Source organism: Pedobacter jeongneungensis (genome assembly GCF_000633455.1).
Taxonomy (GTDB): Bacteria; Bacteroidota; Bacteroidia; order Sphingobacteriales; family Sphingobacteriaceae; genus Pedobacter; species Pedobacter jeongneungensis_A.
Map to the genome: position 1 here is coordinate 114395 of NZ_AYMG01000023.1, position 19135 is coordinate 133529.

19 protein-coding genes are annotated in these 19135 nt (G+C 38.0%); 13 read left to right on the forward strand and 6 right to left on the reverse strand.

Features of this window, described 5'->3' with window-relative positions:
* Window positions 1-25: 25 nt before the first annotated feature.
* The gene (locus U859_RS0120260) at window positions 26-904 is read left to right on the forward strand and encodes an AraC family transcriptional regulator (RefSeq protein ID WP_025145142.1); all 879 of its coding nucleotides are present in this window, start codon (window positions 26-28) and stop codon (window positions 902-904) included.
* Window positions 905-990: 86 nt separating this feature from the next.
* Here U859_RS0120260 and U859_RS0120265 read toward each other — a convergent pair whose 3' ends face one another.
* Window positions 991-2805: a MutS-related protein gene (locus U859_RS0120265; RefSeq protein WP_025145143.1), complete on the reverse strand. Its 1815-nt coding sequence runs from the start codon at window positions 2803-2805 to the stop codon at window positions 991-993.
* A gap of 111 nt (window positions 2806-2916) precedes the next feature.
* Here U859_RS0120265 and rlmH point away from each other — a divergent pair, with 111 nt between their 5' ends.
* Window positions 2917-3390 carry a 23S rRNA (pseudouridine(1915)-N(3))-methyltransferase RlmH gene (gene rlmH, locus U859_RS0120270; RefSeq protein ID WP_025145144.1) on the forward strand — a complete coding sequence of 158 codons (474 nt, stop codon included), beginning with the start codon at window positions 2917-2919 and terminating at the stop codon, window positions 3388-3390.
* Between the two features lie 77 nt (window positions 3391-3467).
* Window positions 3468-3596, forward strand: coding sequence for a hypothetical protein (locus tag U859_RS32510; protein WP_262496803.1), 129 nt, complete (start codon window positions 3468-3470; stop codon window positions 3594-3596).
* A 72-nt stretch (window positions 3597-3668) separates the two neighbouring features.
* Here U859_RS32510 and U859_RS30560 read toward each other — a convergent pair whose 3' ends face one another.
* Both U859_RS30560 and U859_RS0120285 read right to left on the reverse strand, forming a co-directional pair.
* On the reverse strand, window positions 3669-4196 hold the full coding sequence (locus tag U859_RS30560; protein ID WP_051584742.1) for a DUF5606 domain-containing protein: 528 nt from the start codon (window positions 4194-4196) through the stop codon (window positions 3669-3671).
* Window positions 4197-4349: 153 nt separating this feature from the next.
* Window positions 4350-4811, reverse strand: coding sequence for a peptidylprolyl isomerase (locus U859_RS0120285; RefSeq protein WP_025145145.1), 462 nt, complete (start codon window positions 4809-4811; stop codon window positions 4350-4352).
* Between the two features lie 233 nt (window positions 4812-5044).
* On the opposite strand from U859_RS0120285, the gene U859_RS0120290 reads away from it, so the two are divergent.
* Window positions 5045-6226: a hypothetical protein gene (locus tag U859_RS0120290; RefSeq protein WP_025145146.1), complete on the forward strand. Its 1182-nt coding sequence runs from the start codon at window positions 5045-5047 to the stop codon at window positions 6224-6226.
* A gap of 287 nt (window positions 6227-6513) precedes the next feature.
* Complete coding sequence (locus U859_RS0120295) at window positions 6514-7254, forward strand: outer membrane beta-barrel protein (RefSeq protein WP_025145147.1); 741 nt, start codon at window positions 6514-6516, stop codon at window positions 7252-7254.
* 528 nt (window positions 7255-7782) lie between these two features.
* Here U859_RS0120295 and U859_RS0120300 read toward each other — a convergent pair.
* The 3 genes from U859_RS0120300 to lpxK are packed head-to-tail and all read right to left on the reverse strand — an operon-like array spanning window position 7783 to window position 11639.
* On the reverse strand, window positions 7783-9789 hold the full coding sequence (locus U859_RS0120300; RefSeq protein ID WP_240183080.1) for a putative porin: 2007 nt from the start codon (window positions 9787-9789) through the stop codon (window positions 7783-7785).
* A 1-nt stretch (window position 9790) separates the two neighbouring features.
* Window positions 9791-10606: a purine-nucleoside phosphorylase gene (locus U859_RS0120305; protein WP_025145149.1), complete on the reverse strand. Its 816-nt coding sequence runs from the start codon at window positions 10604-10606 to the stop codon at window positions 9791-9793.
* A complete protein-coding gene (gene lpxK / locus U859_RS0120310; RefSeq protein ID WP_025145150.1) occupies window positions 10578-11639 on the reverse strand; it encodes a tetraacyldisaccharide 4'-kinase in 1062 nt (353 codons plus the stop codon). The genes U859_RS0120305 and lpxK overlap by 29 nt, the downstream gene beginning before the upstream one ends.
* A gap of 348 nt (window positions 11640-11987) precedes the next feature.
* Here lpxK and U859_RS0120315 point away from each other — a divergent pair, with 348 nt between their 5' ends.
* From U859_RS0120315 to U859_RS0120350, 8 genes are all read left to right on the forward strand, one after another.
* Complete coding sequence (locus tag U859_RS0120315) at window positions 11988-13127, forward strand: sterol desaturase family protein (protein ID WP_025145151.1); 1140 nt, start codon at window positions 11988-11990, stop codon at window positions 13125-13127.
* Between the two features lie 462 nt (window positions 13128-13589).
* Window positions 13590-14720, forward strand: coding sequence for an NAD(P)/FAD-dependent oxidoreductase (locus U859_RS0120320; protein WP_025145152.1), 1131 nt, complete (start codon window positions 13590-13592; stop codon window positions 14718-14720).
* A complete protein-coding gene (locus tag U859_RS0120325; RefSeq protein WP_025145153.1) occupies window positions 14720-15433 on the forward strand; it encodes a methyltransferase domain-containing protein in 714 nt (237 codons plus the stop codon). The genes U859_RS0120320 and U859_RS0120325 overlap by 1 nt, the downstream gene beginning before the upstream one ends.
* The gene (locus U859_RS0120330) at window positions 15430-16482 is read left to right on the forward strand and encodes a type III polyketide synthase (protein WP_025145154.1); all 1053 of its coding nucleotides are present in this window, start codon (window positions 15430-15432) and stop codon (window positions 16480-16482) included. Before U859_RS0120325 ends, U859_RS0120330 begins: the two co-directional genes overlap by 4 nt.
* A gap of 33 nt (window positions 16483-16515) precedes the next feature.
* Complete coding sequence (locus tag U859_RS0120335) at window positions 16516-16962, forward strand: 3-hydroxyacyl-ACP dehydratase FabZ family protein (protein ID WP_025145155.1); 447 nt, start codon at window positions 16516-16518, stop codon at window positions 16960-16962.
* A complete protein-coding gene (locus U859_RS0120340) occupies window positions 16955-18232 on the forward strand; it encodes a beta-ketoacyl-[acyl-carrier-protein] synthase family protein (RefSeq protein ID WP_025145156.1) in 1278 nt (425 codons plus the stop codon). The genes U859_RS0120335 and U859_RS0120340 overlap by 8 nt, the downstream gene beginning before the upstream one ends.
* Window positions 18225-18485, forward strand: a complete 261-nt coding sequence (locus U859_RS0120345) for an acyl carrier protein (protein ID WP_025145157.1) — start codon at window positions 18225-18227, stop codon at window positions 18483-18485. Before U859_RS0120340 ends, U859_RS0120345 begins: the two co-directional genes overlap by 8 nt.
* Window positions 18475-18930 (forward strand): 4'-phosphopantetheinyl transferase superfamily protein, encoded by a 456-nt coding sequence (locus U859_RS0120350; protein ID WP_025145158.1) that lies wholly within the window; start codon window positions 18475-18477, stop codon window positions 18928-18930. The genes U859_RS0120345 and U859_RS0120350 overlap by 11 nt, the downstream gene beginning before the upstream one ends.
* The last annotated feature ends 205 nt before the right edge of the window (window positions 18931-19135 follow it).

Sequence of the window (19135 nt, forward strand, 5' to 3'; positions counted from 1 at the left end):
TATTACTTTTTTTTAGAACATCAATATGGAGAGATACCCGATCAGAGAAAAAAATAGTTTCGATTTCCAGAAATCCATTATCGTTCCAAAGAACGTAGTTTTAAAACAATGCATCGCAAACGGTATCATAAACAATTTATTTGTTACCGATATTGGCTATTACCGTAAAGCATTGAATCATTATGCACAAAGAAAACATGGAGCAGATCAGCACATTTTGATTTATTGTACCGAAGGTAAAGGAAATGTAGAATTTCAGGGTACTTCTTACCATGTAGAGGCCGGCAACTTCATCATTATTCCTAAAAAAACAGCACACATTTATCAGGCTGATCCGATTTTACCATGGACTATTTATTGGTTCCACTTTTCAGGGCCTGGTGCCGACCAGCTTGTAGATTCCTTACAGCACTATAAAGCTTATGCAGGGTTTAACGATGAAAGGAATATGTTGTTCAACACTATTTACAACCGATTGGAAAGAGGTTTTAGCCGTGAAAATATTATTTATGCCAATTTATGTTTCCACCACTACATTGCAGAAATTATTTATACCGACAAACAGACCGATAAAATCATTGAGCCTGATAAAGTAGAAGAGCTTATTGATTTTATGCGAAACAATATTGAAAAGATCCTGAGTTTAAAAGAACTGGCTTTAGCGGTTTACTTATCTCCATCTTATTTATCTGCCATATTTAAAAAGAAAACAGGAACCTCCCCTATCGATTACTTTAACCAGCTCAAAATCCAGAAAACCACCCAGTATTTACTGTTTACCAATTTACGGATCAATGAAATTGCCCAAAAAATCGGCATCAACGATCCTTATTATTTTAGCAGGCTTTTCTCCAGTATTATGGGCATTTCGCCAAAACAGTATAGGGATAATAGGTTTAATTAACGTGCAATCAGGTGTTACCATCTGCTTGGTTTAAATATTTCTCTATAATGTCAGATGGTAACATCTTACACCACTACCACAACACATTAATCTAATGTCAGGCCAATTTCTTTCAATAAAATGGCGGCATTAAAAGTTTTGCAGGGGCCCTGCTTGAGCAGGTAATCGAATTTCATTTCGCCTTCGGTAATCTGGATATCAAAATGGAAATTACGGACCGTTTCAGGATGATCTATAATCAGATCGGCCAGTTGCAGATCGTGCGTAGCAAAAAGTGCCGGTGTTTTTTCGGCAATCAGTTTTTCTACAAAAACCTTTGATCCCAGATATTTATCTCTGCTGTTGGTACCACGGAGCATTTCGTCAATCAGTACCAAAGTATCTTTATCACTCACCACATGATCTAAAATCATTTTTAAACGGTTTAACTCTGCCTTAAAAGTAGAAGTGCTTTCATTTAGCGAATCTTTAATCCGCATATAGGTATTGATCGAAAAAACAGATAAGTCCATACTTTTGGCACAAACGGATGAACCTGTATAGGCCAATATCATATTAATGCCTAATGTGCGCAAAAAAGTACTTTTACCCGCCATGTTGGAGCCTGTTACAATATCAACGGTTGGTTTTGTTTCGAGATGAAAATCGTTATTCACCCTCAACTGCTCATTAATCAGCGGATGACCAATGTTAATGGTCGACAGGGCGAATTGATCTTTAAGTACAGGGAAAACCCAATCGGGCTGATTATAAGCTGTTGTGGCCAGTGAAATCAGTTCCTCAAAATCGCCCAAATGATCGAGGGCTGTAACCACATCATCTGAAGATGATTTATACCAGTTATCGAGATTTACACAGCACCTTAAATCCCATAATAAAAGTGCATTCAATATTCCGCCAACTATGAGGTTTAGCCTTGCATCAAAATTCCCGATAATTTTAGACAGCGCTTTAATTTCTTTACTTACCGGAATTTTCGAGTCCAATAAACTTAAGGTATAAGGGCTTTTCCAATTTTGATTTTCTGTCCATAAAATAGCACCTGCATATCCGTTCAGGAGATTAGAACTTCCGCCGAAAGTGTAAAAAACCTTATTGATTTTTGCACCCAACAACACATTCCAACCTGTATGAATAATGCAAAGCAATATCAAAATTTTCCAGAAAATACTACTTACAAAAAGTCCGGCTAAAATCAGGGCGATGGAGAGATAAGGGACTAATTTAACGTAAAGCCTCAAAAATTTTCCTTTCACAAATTCCAGTTGCGCTCCCAGCTGGTACTTTAACTGCGTTTTAATCTGCTCTATCTTATCCGGATCATAACCATGCAGATTAGCCCTGAAACTGTAGGTTTCATCTATTTTTTCAATAATTTCTTTTACTGTTTCCTGTCTTAGCAGCATCTTATCAAGCATAGATTTTTCTGCTAAACTTTTAGCCAAAATATCATTTCCGCTTTTGGTACTGCAACGGTTAATCAGTGCAAATAATGATGCTTTTCCAAAAATATCAAGATCAGAAGTATAAGGATGCAGCTCCGATTCGAAAACAGTACCATCATTGTAACCGTTTGCTATTCCGTTTAAAATATTCCATTCGTTCTGATAAACCCACAAAAGTTGTTTTTTATAATCGATTTCACGATCGAGCTTACTTTGCCTGCGCACAATAAAAGCAAAAGCAATTACAGGTACCATTAAACCAATCTGGATTAAAGTCCGCAGGTTATCATCTGCTGAGCTCACCAGTGCAATAAAAAGTAAAATTTCGGCAAGGAACAAACCGATGCGCATAAAAGAAAGCCGGTCGATCAGCTTTTTGGTCTGATCAATTTCTGTGGTAACTTCTTTTATTTTCTCCTGGTAACCGGCTACGATTTCTTGTTGTTGTTTCAGCATGATTTTTATTCTGTATATATTTCCGAAGCTATCAGATGGATAGATTGTATTTTTTGTTACAATTTTCTCTAAGTTTGAATCTCCAAATTCTAAAGATAGGCAAAATATTAAATGAAGATTACCCTGATCGCCATTGGCAAAACCGAAGATAAATATCTAATTGAGGGGATTGATAAATACATCAACCGCCTGAAACATTATATTAATTTTAGTTTTTTGGCCATACCTGATGTAAAAAACGTAAAAAACCTGAGTGAAGCGCAGCAAAAAGCAAAAGAAGCAGAGTTGCTGCACAAACAAATCAATAATGGCGATGTTGTGATTTTATTGGATGAAAAAGGAAAAAAATATTCTTCGGTAGAATTTTCCAACTATTTAAATAAACAGATGGTGGGTAGTGTACAGCATCTTATCTTTATTATTGGTGGGCCTTATGGTTTTGACGAAAGCATTTACAAAAGGGCAAATGGTTTAATCTCTTTATCGGATATGACTTTTTCGCACCAAATGATCAGGTTGTTTTTTGTAGAGCAGCTTTACAGGGGATTTAGCATTTTAAAAGGAGAACCTTATCATCATGCTTAAGATGGAAAATGGCTGAGGTAAGATGGACGATGAATATGGAAAAACAAGAATAAAATCATCATTAAATAAAAGAAATTATGCTATTAGATAAATATAAACGGGAATACAGATATAAAAGCGATCAGAACCGCAACAATAAATACTTATGGATCAGCATTATTGCTTCTTTAGCAATTGTAGCTTTACTTTGGTATTTCTTCGATTAAACCCATAAAAAAACACCAGACACATGGCCTGGTGTTCTCTATCATCATGTAAATAAAGCTTAAACGCCTTTTTTACTTGTCATGCTTGCTTTTACCAGGAGCTGAAGTTTTAGTAGTTGCTTTAGCACTCGCTGATGCTTTTGCGCCACTTGCTTTAGTTTTCTTGTCTGAAGCTGCTTTTTCTTCTGATAATTTAACCTCTGCCGGTGTACCAGGTGTTTCCGGAGTTTCTTCAGTAAATAAAGGAAGATCTTTCAACAGGTTATACCAGGTAATGATTTTCTTCATATCTGAAGCATAAACTTTTTCCTGATCGTGACCTGGAGCTACTTCTAAAAAGTAAGCACGTAAATCGCCTTTTAAATCCGGGGTTGATCCTTTTTCAGAAATTTTAGCAAAAATATCTGCCAATTTAATTTCTTCATCCTCACCATATACCGTAATGTCTTCTAACGAAGCCAGTTTAGTATTGGTAATGTTGGCTACAACTTTAGTTTTTTGGGCATCCAAACCCTCTAAAATATAACCTACTTTATTTTGCCCAACCAGTTTAAATAAACCTGGTCTGCCAGATACGGCAACAATTCCTCTTAAATTCATATTTTTTTTTGAGATATGAGATTCGAGATATGAGAAATGAGAAATCACTCAAATCAAATAACTAAAACTCCCTGTTCAATTATTAATGAGAATGGGACATTAATCAGAGAAATCAAGTCTCAAATCTAATGTCTCAAATCTCGCATCTATTTTTTAATCTTCTAAAACTTCAATATTCAAAATTTTATCGCCCTGGCGGATATCGTCAACAAGATCTACATTCTCAACAACTTTACCAAAACAAGTATGGTTACGGTCTAAATGTGCAGTATTGGTTCTGCTGTGGCAGATAAAAAACTGTGAACCACCAGTGTTACGGCCAGCATGTGCCATCGATAAAACACCACGGTCGTGAAACTGATTTTCTCCGTCCAGTTCGCAATCGATTTTATAACCTGGGCCACCAGTACCTGCTAAATGTGCTTTAGCCGGATCTTTTGAATTTGGGCATCCACCCTGAACCATAAAGTTAGGGATTACACGGTGAAAAGTTACACCATCATAAAAGCCTTCTTTAGCTAATTTTTTAAAGTTTGCAACGGCTTTCGGCGCGTCATTTTCGTAGAATTCTACGGTCATTTCGCCTTTTTCTGTTTTTATTATTGCTTTACTCATATTAATATCGGTACTAATTTTAAATTTTGTTCGCCTAAAAAAATGTTCATTTTTTTTGGTAGAGGGCAAAAATAACAAAATTGTATAACTTATAACATCATTAAATTTTTCTATCCAGTTTAAATGCGGTATTTTAGTGTTTTAAGCACACCGATTTGATAAAGAAATATTATATCCTGCTCATTTGCCTGCTTTGCTCTTTAGGGCTTAGGGCTTCATCACTCTTAATTTATATGGATGAAGACCAGAAAAACCACCTTAAAGCTTATGGAATTGCCTACTGGACCATCAGTAAACAACTGGAGGTTGATTGGCTGTTAAATTATCGCGGTGGTAGCTTTTTAATCAAATACAACAAAGCTGTAGAAGATGAATTGAAGATCCGCGGAGTATCATACGAAGTAATTGCTGATGGTAAAGTAGTGAGTTTGCTGAACGAAATTAGCGACCCATCAGTAAATATGGAAATGGTGAAACTGGAGAAAACGCCCAAAATTGCGGTATATTCTCCTAAGAGCAAATTACCTTGGGATGATGCGGTTACGCTGGTGCTTACTTATGCCGAAATTCCTTACGATGTAATTTATGATGACGATATTCTTCAGGATAAATTAAGCAAATATGACTGGCTGCATTTACACCATGAAGATTTTACCGGTCAGTACGGACGTTTTTGGGCCAATTTCAGGTATGCCACCTGGTACCAGGAAGACGTTAAAAACCAGGAAGCGCTGGCCAAGCGTATGGGCTATAAAAAAGTTTCAGAAATGAAACTGGCTGTAGCCAAACACATCAAAGAATACTGTGCAGGGGGAGGTTTTCTTTTTGCCATGTGTTCTGGTACCGATAGTTTCGATATTGCACTGGCTGCAGATGGTGTAGATATCTGCGCCCAAATGTTTGATGGAGACCCTGCCGACCCAAATGCACAAGCTAAACTGGATTTTAACAAAACTTTGGCTTTTCAGAATTTTAAACTGGATAATAATCCCATGAATTATGAATTTTCGGATATTGATGCTACACAAACACGTACTTTAAACCAAAGCAACGATTACTTTACTTTATTCGATTTTTCTGCCAAATGGGATTTGGTGCCCACCATGCTTACACAAGATCACGATAAGGTAATTAAAGGTTTTATGGGGCAAACAACCGCTTTTAGAAAAAGCCTGGTGAAGACCAGCGTAACTGTGTTGGGCGAAAATAAGGGTGCTGCTGAAGTGAGGTACTTACATGGAGAGATTGGTAAAGGGCAGTTTACTTTTTATGGAGGTCATGATCCGGAAGATTACCAGCATGCGGTTGGCGATCCACCAACAGATTTAAGTTTACATCCCAATTCGCCGGGTTACCGTTTAATTTTAAACAATGTGCTCTTCCCGGCAGCAAAAAAGAAACCTCAAAAAACTTAATTTTTTATAATATTATTGGTTTGGCATTATTCCTTTTGGGTGTAAAAAATTCATAATTACACTTAATATTCCTATTAACTATACAGTGAAACCCCTGCATTGGTATAACGATCTATCGATATCACCATATCAGAAATCATTAAAAAAGACACTGTAAACCAGACAATTAGAAGCTTAAATGTAACAGACTTGATACTTTGGCACAGCTTTTGGAAATGAGGCTTGTAATTAACAACAGGTGAAAGCCTGAAAATTTTAAAACAAGATTCTTCTAAAAGAAAAATATTATGAAAAAGTTATTATTAAGCGCTTCGGTTATTTTATTGGCAACAGGTGCATTTGCACAAACAAAAATGACTGGCGAGACTGCCCGTTTTGGAATTAAGGCCGGTGTTAACTTATCAAAATTCCACGCAGGTGGTGATGATGCAGCAGCAAACGCATACAACGAGAATGTAAAAAACAACGTTGGTTTTAATGTTACTGCATTTGGTGATTTTGGTGTAGGAAACAACTTCTTTATTCAACCAGGTATATCATTACAAAATAAAGGTGCAAAGGGTGAATCAGTATCGACAATAACGGCCAATAATTCAACCATAACTACTACAACAACCGGAAAAACCAATTTAATGGCCATTGAGGTTCCAATTAACGCGGTATTTAGAATTCCTACGGGTGATGCTGGAGCAATACAGATTAGTGCAGGTCCTTATATTGGCTTCAATATCTCTGGAAAAGATAAAGGAGAAATAAGAACTACAACTGTAAATAACACTACTAATGCAAGTACTACAGCTGTTGTTTCTAATGATAGCGACTTATCTTTTGGTAGTGCAAGCGATAAAAATTTTGGCAGTACAGATTTCGGTGCAAACTTCGGTTTATCTTACCGTACAAACTCTGGATTTTTAGTGGGTGCTAACTATGGTTTAGGTTTAACCGATTTAACTCCAAAAGACAGACAAGCTAATGCCAACAAGTTAACTAACCGCGTATTAGGTTTCTCAGTTGGTTATTCGTTCTAAGAAAAGGCTTAAAGTTAAAAAACCGTTCCGATATAAAATCGGGACGGTTTTTTTATGCCTTATAAAACTTCAGTTGAATATTTTTTGCTTTACTCGAGGAGCCGCCATTTCGATCCCGAAGATTCGGGAAGAAATTTTTTAAATTCGATTTCAATAACTTGGTAAATAGATCTCTCCATTTCGCTGCGCTACAGTCGAGATGACGACGTTTCTATTTAGATTCTGTCCATGGTAGGATAATGTATGCTATAAAGATCAATATGAGTGACAGATGGATAAAGGAGTTAATTGGTCTCGGAGTATTGTCATTTCGACCGCAGTGGAGAAATCTTTGAACCAGGTTAAAAGATTTCTCCATTACGTTACACTCCAGTCGAAATGACGACTTTACTATGGGATCTGTCAATGGTAGCCTGTCGAAGAACCTTTTAAATACTTTTCAAGATGTTTCACCAAGCTTAACATTACAGCATTTGAGCTGTAATCAACTTTATGATACAATCTCTGTTTATGTCATCAATTGATTTATTAATCGTAGAAGTTCCAGGTTACGCCAAACTTCAACAATGCATCCTGCATCGGGTACCTGTTTACGGTATAATATCCCCTTTGAAATAACCCCTGGTTTACGAAATCGTATTTCACAAATATATTGGCCCGTTTCAAATTGGCTTTAAAGAAAACATCTACAATCGGTTTTGATGCGAAAGTAACCGGATTGCTTTCGTCTATATAAAACTGTGCGGTTGCTGGCGAATACAGGTAATTTGCGTATTCAGAATTGTACCTTACATCAAAGCCTATATTTGCTTTTAACACCTTAAAAAAGGTATTATCGAAATAAATACTGTTATAAGTATAAAATTCGGGGGTTCTTAAAATGGCATTATCATCGGTTTTTTGATAAGCTACATAATTTTCCATTGCAAACCTGCCAAACCTCCACTTTTTGGATACATCAATCCTGATCAAGCTGATATCGGCTGTTGCCTGTTTAGGTAAAATAGCCGTGGTACCGCTAGAATGATCGGCACCGAAATACAGGTAATTACTGGTTAAAATATACCTGGCCCCTGCGTTTAAAGCATATTTATCATTAATATAATTGAATGATAAATTGGCAATTTTAGTGTTTTTAAAATCGTTATTGGTCCACTGATAATGGTTACCATGGTAATAATTGAAAATGGTAGCCGGCGATTGGTTTTGTGCATAAGCCCCTACCTCTATCCGTCCGATTGATTTGCTCAACAAGATTTTACTTTTCGCTTCATACAAATAATCGCCTGCATTTTCGCCCTGCAATATTTGTTCAACATTTAAGTTAAAATCTATATTAGAAGAGAATCTATAACCTGCAGCTCCTAAAATGGTTATATTCTGATAAGCAAAACGGCTTTGTTCGTAATTTGTTCCGTCTTGTTTAATACCCAAAAATTCGTGTTTGTAGTAATCGTGCCTGATTCCCGCATCAACCTTTAATTCATTTTTAATCAGTGATGAATTTTTAGGTCTTAAGAAAAAACTATAAATAAATTCATTTTTAATGTGCTGTACATGGGTAGAATCGTTTGTAAACGTTGTACTATTTATCCCGGGAGGCAATACATTGTTCGGATCAGTACCATTTTTATAAAAATCGTAACTGTCATTATTGTACTCAAAGGTATAAGTAACTTTATTGGTCGGCAAAACAGCATTGTTTGCGTTTGCAGAAGTATCAATTCTGCCTACATAATAAGTCTGCTTTAAAAACAACGTATTCTTTTTATACATGTTCCGCGCATCCGCCAGGTTTACGGCTTCACCATCTCTGCTGATGGCGTTATAGCCCGGATCGAATATATTTTTTGCTACCACCGCACCATTTTCGTAACCACGCATGGTATTAAAAATTGCAGAGGCCCACATGTTATAACGTTTGCTAGGCGATTGGTACCAGGAGAAAACAGCAACATTCAAGTTATCACCGCGCTGCCTCACATAAAAACCTTTAGAATCTGCGCGGTTAAAATTTACGCCAACGTTCCAGTTTTTCTTAATGTTCTGGCTATGTATAGCCCTAAAAAGCTGTTCCTTTTGTCCGGCACTAACAAAGTATAAACTGGTAAAAGGCGTTCTGGCCTGATAGTAAATAATATCTTCGGGGGTTAAGGCGTAATAATCGAGCGAGTGGAAACCCACATCAAAACCTATCCGCTTACTCGGCTCATATAATAATGGCCTCGCAGATAAACCCATATTACCTGTACTAACGGTAGGATGCATGGGCTGTAAAAGCGGACTGTAATTCTGGATATTAACAGTAGTGGTATCCAAAGGCAAAAGAACAATACTATCTTTACTTAAACCAAGTTTGGTAAAGCGGATGTACCTTGCTGTAAAAACCACAGAATCTTTTCCACCATCCAGTTTTTTCCGCACAGAATCGAGTTCTTTGTTGGTACCCACATTTGTTTTTAAATCTTGTGCAAAGGCTTTATTGATGCCAGCAAGCATAAAGACTAAAAAACAGATTTGAACGATTTTACGCATGTTACAATTCAGAAATTAAGCGGGTTAAAATCTCTGTCATCTTTGGTTCGGCCTTGGCCGCAGCAGCTAAAATTTCATCTAAATTAAAAGGTTGCAGATCTTCAGGGAAACCTTCATCTGTAAGTACAGAAATGGCAAAAACGGGTAAACCGGCATGATTCGCCACAATTACTTCGGGTACAGTACTCATGCCCACTGCATCGGCACCAATTAAACGTAAATATTTATATTCTGCTTTGGTTTCTAAATTCGGACCGGAAACGGCTACATACACGCCTTTATGGCATTTGATATCAACATCTTTTGCAATTTCTAAAGCTTTGGCAATGATATCGCGTTTGTAAGGCTGGCTCATATCCGGAAAACGAGGTCCCAACTCACTTTCGATGATACCGCGCAAAGGATTATCGGGTTGCAGGTTAATGTGATCTTCGATAATCATTAAATCGCCTTTTTTAAATTCGGGATTTAATGAACCCGCAGCATTGGAAACGATCAGGTTTTCGATGCCTAAACCTTTCATTACCCTTACCGGGAAGGTAATTTGCTGCATGCTGTAACCTTCATAATAATGCAGACGGCCCTGCATGGCAATAATTTTCTTTCCGTTTAATGTACCAAAAATAAGTTTGCCGCTATGAAATTCTAAAGTAGAAATAGGAAAGTTTGGGATATTAGAATACATCAATTGATGTTCAACCTCGATTTCTTTTACCAGGCCACCTAAACCAGTACCTAAAATAATGCCTATTTCTGGTTTAAAATTTTCTGTTTTACGTTTTATATATTCAACGGTTTCTTCTATTGCTCTTAACATAATTTAAAATGAGTTCGTCAAAGGTAATCTTATCTTCTTCAAATAATTCAACCTCTATGGGTAAATAATATACAGGTAAATCTACCAGTAAATCTTCAAATCCGGTAGCTCTTAAACGCTTGCTATCCTTTTCTGTTGTGATGATGATTTTTTCTTTTTTAATCCCGGCCAGAAAAGTGCTTTTAAACTTTCTGATATCTGCTTCTTTAAAGGCATAATGATCAGGAAATTCTTCGTGTTTAATGGTTGTTGAATATTTCCCGAGTTCTTCTATTAAGGGTTCCGGATTGGCGATTCCGGTTAAAAGAAAAATTTCAAAATCTTTAATTGATTCGAGTGTGCGGCTTTCATTTTGATACAAATGATGCAGATTGCCATATTGTAGGTAAGAATGTAATACCGGTTGACCGACATTGGGCTGCAACTCATTTACTGAAGCCTGTTGGGCCACATGTAACAAAGGAACGGGCGACTTTGTAACTAATAAAACATCTGCTCTTTTTCTGGAAGAAAAAACATCTCTCAGATTACCCGCCGGCAGTAAAAATTGCAAAGTGCCTAATTTTCTAAATTCGAAAAGCAGGATATTAAAACCTGCCCGCACAGCACGGTGCTGAAAGGCATCATCGAGGATAATTAAATCGTGATTTTCTTTCAACTTATTAATGCCTTTTACACGGTCTTCGCACACGGCAACGGTTATCCCATTAAATTTTTGATGGTACTGCAAAGGTTCATCACCAATGGTTTCGGCAGTGGCATTGCCATCGGCAAGAATGAATCCTTTTGTTTTCCTGCCATATCCCCTACTTAAAATCGCGATTTTGTAATCAGCCAGCAACCTCACCAAATATTCAACGGTAGGTGTTTTTCCCGATCCGCCAACGGCCAGATTACCTACACAAATTACAGGCAGATCAAACTTCACCGATCGTAGGATCCCCCAATCGTAAAGTTTTTTACGGAGGATGATGGCCATTCCGTAAATCAATGAAAAAGGGAGCAGTAAAAGACGTAGGTAGTTTAGTAACATATCGTGGTTTCAAAAATACTGATTATTTAAAAAAGAAAGGCATTGTAGTGGCATGCCCCATAAAGGAACCGATAAGCGGATGAAATGGTTTGGAGAAAAATGATATAGTCCGAAGTCGGGAGTCCGGAGTCGGAAGTCGATTTACTAATGACCAATAATCAATGTCCAATGATCAGTAATCAAGCGCATTATTGACTAAACGAAACAATATCCTGTTTTCAGTTGGCAGTTGGCAGTTGGCAGTTACCAATAAACGAATGACAATTGAACCAATGAACAATTGAACTAATAAATCAACTATAATTTAAGTTTTTTTATTATCATTGTTATCTATCAAAACATATTTTAATGTCTCCGAGTAAAAGATTAGTTGTAGGCCAAGGCCAGATCAGTGGGTATATTTCTATTTTTTTAGCTGTATTGGCGCTTTTAGGGATCCTTTGTTTTCATTATCCTGAAAAGCTTACCACCCCCGAATTCCGCGAAATATACACCAAAGAGAGTATGGAAGCTTTAATGCTTGGTGGTGTTATTGCCTGTTTCTTTTTCGCTTTATTAAGTTTAATCCTCAGCAAAAAAATTAAATGGGCGTGGCCAGGTTTTGCATTGGGCGCTTTAGCGGTTATACTGGGTGCGTTAAGCGTAGAAGGCAGGGATGTTGCTAAATCGAACTGGCATTTTGGGTTAGACTGGATGATCTTAGACCTGCTTTTAATGGTCGCTATTTTTGTTCCATTGGAGTTGTTTTTCCCGAAAAATAATGAGCAGACCAAATTCCACGAAGAATGGCGTACCGATTTAACGTATTTTGTAATCAGCCACCTGTTTATTCAATTTTTCGGTATCATCACCCAAAAACCTGCAGTATTATTTTTTGGATGGATGGGACTGGATAAGGTACATGCCTGGGTACAGGGTTTGCCATTTATAGTAGCCTTGTTTTTGGCATTTTTTAGCACGGATCTTTTTCAATATTGGGCACATCGTTTTTTCCACACCAGGGTATCGCTGTGGCGTTTCCACTCCATACACCACTCTACACAGAATATGGATTGGCTGGCCGGAAGCCGTACCCATTTTATCGATATCTTTTTTACCCGTGCCATGACTTTTATTCCGCTTTATGTATTGGGTTTTTCATCAACGGTATTTAATGTGTACATCATTTTTATTGCCATCCACGCAGTTATGATCCATGCCAATACCCGGATTAATTTCGGACCATTGAAATATATTTTCACAACACCTCAATACCACCACTGGCACCATTGCGAAGACCCTAAATATTACGGACATAATTTTGCCTCTATATTCCCTTTTATCGATATGATATTCGGCACTTATTATTTACCAGGCAAGGAATGGCCGGCAGGAACGGGTGTGCATGAGGCTGCCTACCCGAAAGGTTTTGTTAAACAATCTATTTATCCATTTACCAAAAGTCCGTTCGATACCGATTTGAATATGGAAGAACGGAGTGATAGATAAAAAATTAGCGCTAACGCCCGTGTTCAACGATGCAATCGTAAAGCTATTTCTTCACAAGCAATAAACAGATTAAAATAATTGGGAAAGCAGTGCCTGCAGTAAAGATTAATGTTAGCCGGGCTTTCCGCTAAATCTTTTGTTTTTGAAGGAAAACAAAAGTATATCGCTGCAATCCCGTTTAACCAATACTGCCACTGCTGCTATTAAAGGTTTTTAAACCCGGTCTCAAACTGTTAACGTTCCTGTCAGATGGTAACATCTGACTGCACGCTATCTATACGCCCAACTCCGTGCCCTCGGTGTCTTTTCTCGGCGACCTCTGTGGTAAAAGTGCAACACGTTCTACGATACAATCATAAAGCTATTTCTGCACTCGTTTGGAAACGAGCGCAAACGCGTTAAAGACTTGCAACCGGAACAAACAGACATTTAAAGTGTTATATTAGCGTTCCATCTCATTTTATGCAGCCCGAAACAGAAATTTTAATTATTGGCGGTGGATTGGCAGGCTTAACTGCTGCACTCCACATGAACAAACTCGGGCTAAATGTGATGCTGATTGAGAAAGATACCTATCCCCATCATAAAGTTTGTGGCGAATACATTTCGAACGAGGTACTGCCCTATTTTAAATGGCTCGGCCTCGATATTGAAAGCCTTGAACCTGCTTTGATCAGCGATCTGATTTTTACTTCCCTTTCGGGCAAAAGCATACAGACGAAATTACCGCTTGGCGGTTTTGGACTAAGCAGGTACACTATAGACCACTACCTCTACACCGAACTCATCAAAAGAAATGTAAAGGTGATCCACGATCGTGTTGTGCAAGTGAATTTTACAGATGATCAATTCATAGTTGAAACGGCAACGGCTAGTTTTGCTGCTTCTTACGTAATCGGGGCTTATGGAAAAAGATCAGCCATTGATGTTAAACTGAACCGGAAATTCATCAACAAGCAATCGCCCTACCTTGCGGTTAAAGCACATTATAAAGCTAATTTTCCTGATGATGTGGTTAGCCTGCATAATTTCGAAGGTGGCTATTGTGGGGTTTCCAAAGTAGAAAACGATCGGTTAAACATCTGTTACCTGGCCAATTACGAAAGCTTTAAAAAGCATAAAAACATTATAGCTAACCAGGAAAACATCCTTTACAAAAACAAGTTCCTAAAAGACATTTTCGAAAATGCAGAAAATTTGTTTGAAATGCCATTAACCATCAGCCAGATTTCCTTTGAAGCTAAAGAGCCTGTTTATAAACACATTTTAATGATCGGTGATACGGCCGGACTGATCCATCCACTTTGTGGAAATGGTATGGCGATGGCTATTCACAGTGCTAAAATTGTATCGACGCTGCTGCACCAAAAAATAGAAGGCAAAATTGCTTCTCGTGATGCGCTTGAACTAAATTATATTGCACAATGGAACAAGGAGTTTAAAAACCGATTAAAAATGGGCAGGATTTTATCTTCGCTGCTCAAAAACAATAAATTCGAAAAGTTTGCCATGAATACTTTAGGCAAAATGCCTTTTCTACTCGACACCATTATCAAACAAACCCACGGAAAACCCATTACCATTACAACATAATGCCTGTAGATACCACATATAGAAGCACTGCCCCCGAAATTATGGACGATTTTGACATGGAAGGCGAAATATTACGAGATGCACTGGATAAAATAGCCAGCATTAACCAACTCCTTGGCGGTAATAAAGTTACATTAGATGGGGTTAAAAGCTTAATCGCCAGCAAACCAAAGGATGAAGTTATACGTATTACTGATATTGGCTGTGGAAACGGCGATATGTTGCGCACTTTGGCCGATTATGCCAATAATAATGGCCTGCATTTTATGTTGAAAGGAATTGATGCCAATAGGTTTACCATTGATCATGCAAAAAGTTTATCCGAAAATTATCCCAATATCACCTACGATTGCAGCGATATTTTTGAGGATTTAAGTCAGGATGAACCCTGCGATATTATGCTCTGTACCTTAACACTCCATCATTTTAAGGATGAAGAAATTATTAAACTGTTGGAAAATTTCAAAAGATCGGCCAAAATAGGCATCGTTATTAATGATCTGCAGCGAAGTGCATTGGCTTATCGCCTTTTTAAGGTTTTATGTTATGTATTTCGGTTAAATGATATGTCGCGCGAAGATGGATTGGTATCTATCCTTCGTGGGTTTAAAAGATCCGACCTGGTTAAATATACCAAACAATTAAACCTTAAATCGAGTTCGATAAAATGGAAATGGGCTTTCCGCTACCAATGGATAATTAAAAATATATGAGCGTAACCGTAAAAGCAGTAAGCAAAGCCTTGCCCGAGTTCTGGAGATCAACCGATGAGATTTTACCCTTCCTTGATGTTTGGCTGAAAGATCATGATGAGCGTTTTATCAGAAAGGTGAAAAAGATTTTCGAAGGTGCAGCAGTTGATAAACGCTATTCGTTCATGTCGCCCGAAGAGGTTTTTAGCGATTTAAGCTTCGAAGAACGAAATCAGATTTATGTGCGGGAAGGCATTAAATTAGGCGCTAAATGTTTGAGTTCGGCACTCGAAAAAGCAGGCTGGCAAGCTCAGGATTTAGATTACATCATCACGGTAAGCTGCACGGGCATTATGATCCCATCTTTGGATGCTTACCTGATCAATTTATTGAAACTTCGCCAGGATGTGGTGCGTTTACCCGTAACCGAAATGGGCTGTGCCGCCGGGGTATCGGGTATGATTTACGCCAAGAATTTTCTGAAAGCAAATCCAGGCAAACGGGCAGCAGTTGTTGCAGTAGAATCGCCAACGGCAACCTTTCAGCTCAACGATTTTTCGATGGTCAACATTGTAAGTGCAGCCATATTTGGAGATGGTGCGGCCTGTGTACTGTTAAGTTCGAATGAGGAAGATAAAGGTCCTGAAATTTTGGCCGAAGAAATGTACCATTTTTACGATGCGGAAGAAATGATGGGTTTTCAGCTTACCAATACCGGATTACGAATGGTATTGGATATTGCCGTACCCGAAACGATTGCTGAACATTTCCCTGCTATTATCCACCCGTTTCTGGCTAAAAATGATCTTGAAATTAAAGATATAAACCACTTAATTTTTCATCCGGGTGGAAAAAAGATTATCCAGACCGTAGAAGAACTATTTAGCGACCTCGGTAAAAATATAGACGAAACCAAAGAAGTTTTAAGACTCTATGGAAATATGAGCAGTGCAACGGTACTCTATGTTTTAGAACGTACTATGGATAAAAAACCGGCAAAAGGAGAAAAAGGATTGATGCTGAGCTTTGGTCCAGGCTTTTCGGCACAAAGAATATTATTGCAATGGTAAAATTCATTCAATCACTCAATCCTTCAATAACTCATGACAAAAGAAGAAATATTAGCTAAACTTCCTTACGGCAAATCCTTTCTATTTGTTGATGAATTATTGCATATTGATGAAAATGGTGCAAAGGGAGTATTTACTTACACTGAAAACCTATTTTTTTACGAAAGTCATTTTAAAAACCATCCGGTTACCCCTGCCGTAATTCTCACCGAAACCATGGCGCAGATCGGTTTGGTATGTTTGGGAATTTACTTATTAAAAGATAACGATATAGAAGATCAACTATCAATTGCCATGACATCAAACGCGATAGATTTTTTAAAACCGGTTTATCCGGGTGAGAAAGTGATTGTAACCAGCGAAAAAATATATTTCAGGTTTAATAAACTAAGCTGCAAGGTAAAAATGGAAAATGTTGCTGGCAAGGTGCTTTGCAAGGGAAATATTTCAGGTATGTTAATTTCAAAAAGCAATGGATAACAGGGTTGTAATTACCGGTTTGGGCGTATGTGCACCCAATGGCACCACCATTCCTGAATTTTCGGATGCAATAAAAAATGGGATTTCGGGTATCCGTCACCAGCCTGACCTGGAAACTTTAAATTTCTCCTGTCAGATTGCCGGAAAACCCGAATTGAGCGAAGAACGGATCAGTCGATACTTTACTCCGCTCGAATTACGCAACTTAAATAGTACAGGTATTGTTTATGGTGTAATTGCAGGATTAGATGCCTGGAAAGATGCAGGTTTAGCTATAGAAAATAATGACGAACCCGATTGGGACAGTGGATCTATTTTCGGTACCGGAACTTCTGGTATTGATAAATTTAGATGGGCCATTAATAAAATTGATGAGCTTGAAATCAGGAAACTGGGAAGTTCTGTCGTGATACAAACGATGGCCAGCGGCGTGAGTGCATTTATCAGTGGCAAACTCGGATTGGGTAATCAGGTAAGCACCAATTCTTCAGCCTGTGCAACGGGAGCCGAAAGCATTTTACTGGCTTACGAAAGGATTAAATCCGGTCAGGCTACAAAAATGCTGGCAGGCAGCACCAGTGATAGCGGTCCTTATATATGGGGTGGTTTTGATGCCATGAAGGTTTGTACCTTTAAACATAACCACGAACCGGAAAAAGGCAGCAGACCGATGAGCGCCACAGCAAGTGGTTTTGTACCGGGAAGCGGTGCAGGCGCATTGGTTTTAGAATCGCTGGAAAGTGCACTGGCCAGAAAAGCCAAAATTTACGGGGAAGTACTGGGTGGCCATATCAATTCTGGTGGTCAAAGGGGCTTGGGAACCATGACTGCACCCAATCCAACCGCGGTTCAGCGCTGTATACAAACATCCTTAAAAAACGCGGGCATTGAAGCACACGAAATTGATGTGATTAATGGTCACCTTACTGCTACCACCAAAGATGCCCTGGAAGTAGAAAACTGGAAAGCAGCATTGCAATTACCTCCGGACCATTTCCCCTACATCAACTCATTAAAAGGCATGATCGGGCATTGTATCGCCGCTTCGGGAAGTATAGAATGTGTGGCCTCCATACTAGAATTATCTGAAGGTTTTATTTTCCCCAATATCAATTGTGAAGATTTAAATCCTGAAATCTCCAACTTAATCGATGTAAAAAGCATTCCCCAAACGTTAATCCGACAACCAATTAATATCTTAGCCAAAGCCAGTTTCGGATTTGGCGACATTAACGCCTGTGTTATCTTTAAAAAATACTCCTATGAATAAAGAACAGATTATCGAAGCTTTAAAAACCATCGTTCAGCCTTACAGCGAAGAAACATCAGCCCTGGCCCATATCGACGAGAACACCGACTTTATTAATGATTTAAAGATAAATTCAGCCAACCTGGTTGATATCATTCTTGATATTGAAGAAAAATTCAATATTGAAATAGACAATGATTCGATGGCAAAAATGCTTAATGTAAAAGCCACTACTGAAATTATTGAATCAAAATTAGCGGCAAATGCTGGGTAATGATATTGTTGATCTGGATTTAGCCAAAACCCAAAGTAACTGGCGGCGTAAAAACTATCTGGATAAGATTTTTACTGATGAGGAACAGGTATTGATTTCATCGGCAAAAAACCCTGATGGTATGGTGTGGCTGTTGTGGAGCATGAAAGAATCGGCCTATAAAATCCATAACCGTAAAACAGGTAACAGAAATTTTGCCCCTAAAATTTTGAAGTGTATTATTCATTCAAATATTGATGGAGAGGTAAATATTGATGGAGATACCTATTTCACCAAAAGTAATATTCAAACACCTTTTGTTCATACCATTGCCTCTCCTGTTTACAACCACTTAGAAGAGATTAAAATCTCGATTTTTGAAGCTCCGAATCATATTTTCGATTATAAAAGCACTAAACCAAGTTGTGTGAGCCACCACGGAAGGTATTTGGCTTTGGTTTATTAAAGGATTAACTACTATACCATCCTTAACGTCCCGTTAAAATCTTCTTAAATCTGCGGCAGTTTTCTTTGTAATCTATGGGTACGCACTAACTTAAATAGTATAATCCATTATGGGAGATATTTGGTTTTCGGCTTATTAATTAAAGAGTTGACAACTTTCTTACCACCCTGCTTTTAAAGTTGTCAACTCTTCTTATCAACGTTTT

Excerpts from the sequence above, each read along its gene's own strand:
- U859_RS0120350 (WP_025145158.1), top strand. The coding sequence starts at position 18,475 with ATGCTGGGTAATGATATTGTTGATCTGGATTTAGCCAAAACCCAAAGT.
- U859_RS0120285 (WP_025145145.1), bottom strand. The coding sequence starts at position 4,811 with ATGAGTAAAGCAATAATAAAAACAGAAAAAGGCGAAATGACCGTAGAA.
- U859_RS32510 (WP_262496803.1), top strand. The coding sequence starts at position 3,468 with ATGCTATTAGATAAATATAAACGGGAATACAGATATAAAAGCGATCAG.
- U859_RS0120330 (WP_025145154.1), top strand. The coding sequence starts at position 15,430 with ATGAGCGTAACCGTAAAAGCAGTAAGCAAAGCCTTGCCCGAGTTCTGG.
- U859_RS0120260 (WP_025145142.1), top strand. The coding sequence starts at position 26 with ATGGAGAGATACCCGATCAGAGAAAAAAATAGTTTCGATTTCCAGAAA.
- U859_RS0120335 (WP_025145155.1), top strand. The coding sequence starts at position 16,516 with ATGACAAAAGAAGAAATATTAGCTAAACTTCCTTACGGCAAATCCTTT.
- U859_RS0120300 (WP_240183080.1), bottom strand. The coding sequence starts at position 9,789 with ATGCGTAAAATCGTTCAAATCTGTTTTTTAGTCTTTATGCTTGCTGGC.
- U859_RS0120320 (WP_025145152.1), top strand. The coding sequence starts at position 13,590 with ATGCAGCCCGAAACAGAAATTTTAATTATTGGCGGTGGATTGGCAGGC.
- U859_RS0120305 (WP_025145149.1), bottom strand. The coding sequence starts at position 10,606 with ATGTTAAGAGCAATAGAAGAAACCGTTGAATATATAAAACGTAAAACA.
- U859_RS0120265 (WP_025145143.1), bottom strand. The coding sequence starts at position 2,805 with ATGCTGAAACAACAACAAGAAATCGTAGCCGGTTACCAGGAGAAAATA.
- U859_RS0120340 (WP_025145156.1), top strand. The coding sequence starts at position 16,955 with ATGGATAACAGGGTTGTAATTACCGGTTTGGGCGTATGTGCACCCAAT.
- U859_RS0120295 (WP_025145147.1), top strand. The coding sequence starts at position 6,514 with ATGAAAAAGTTATTATTAAGCGCTTCGGTTATTTTATTGGCAACAGGT.
- U859_RS0120325 (WP_025145153.1), top strand. The coding sequence starts at position 14,720 with ATGCCTGTAGATACCACATATAGAAGCACTGCCCCCGAAATTATGGAC.
- U859_RS30560 (WP_051584742.1), bottom strand. The coding sequence starts at position 4,196 with ATGAATTTAAGAGGAATTGTTGCCGTATCTGGCAGACCAGGTTTATTT.
- rlmH (WP_025145144.1), top strand. The coding sequence starts at position 2,917 with ATGAAGATTACCCTGATCGCCATTGGCAAAACCGAAGATAAATATCTA.
- U859_RS0120345 (WP_025145157.1), top strand. The coding sequence starts at position 18,225 with ATGAATAAAGAACAGATTATCGAAGCTTTAAAAACCATCGTTCAGCCT.
- U859_RS0120290 (WP_025145146.1), top strand. The coding sequence starts at position 5,045 with ATGGATGAAGACCAGAAAAACCACCTTAAAGCTTATGGAATTGCCTAC.
- U859_RS0120315 (WP_025145151.1), top strand. The coding sequence starts at position 11,988 with ATGTCTCCGAGTAAAAGATTAGTTGTAGGCCAAGGCCAGATCAGTGGG.
- lpxK (WP_025145150.1), bottom strand. The coding sequence starts at position 11,639 with ATGTTACTAAACTACCTACGTCTTTTACTGCTCCCTTTTTCATTGATT.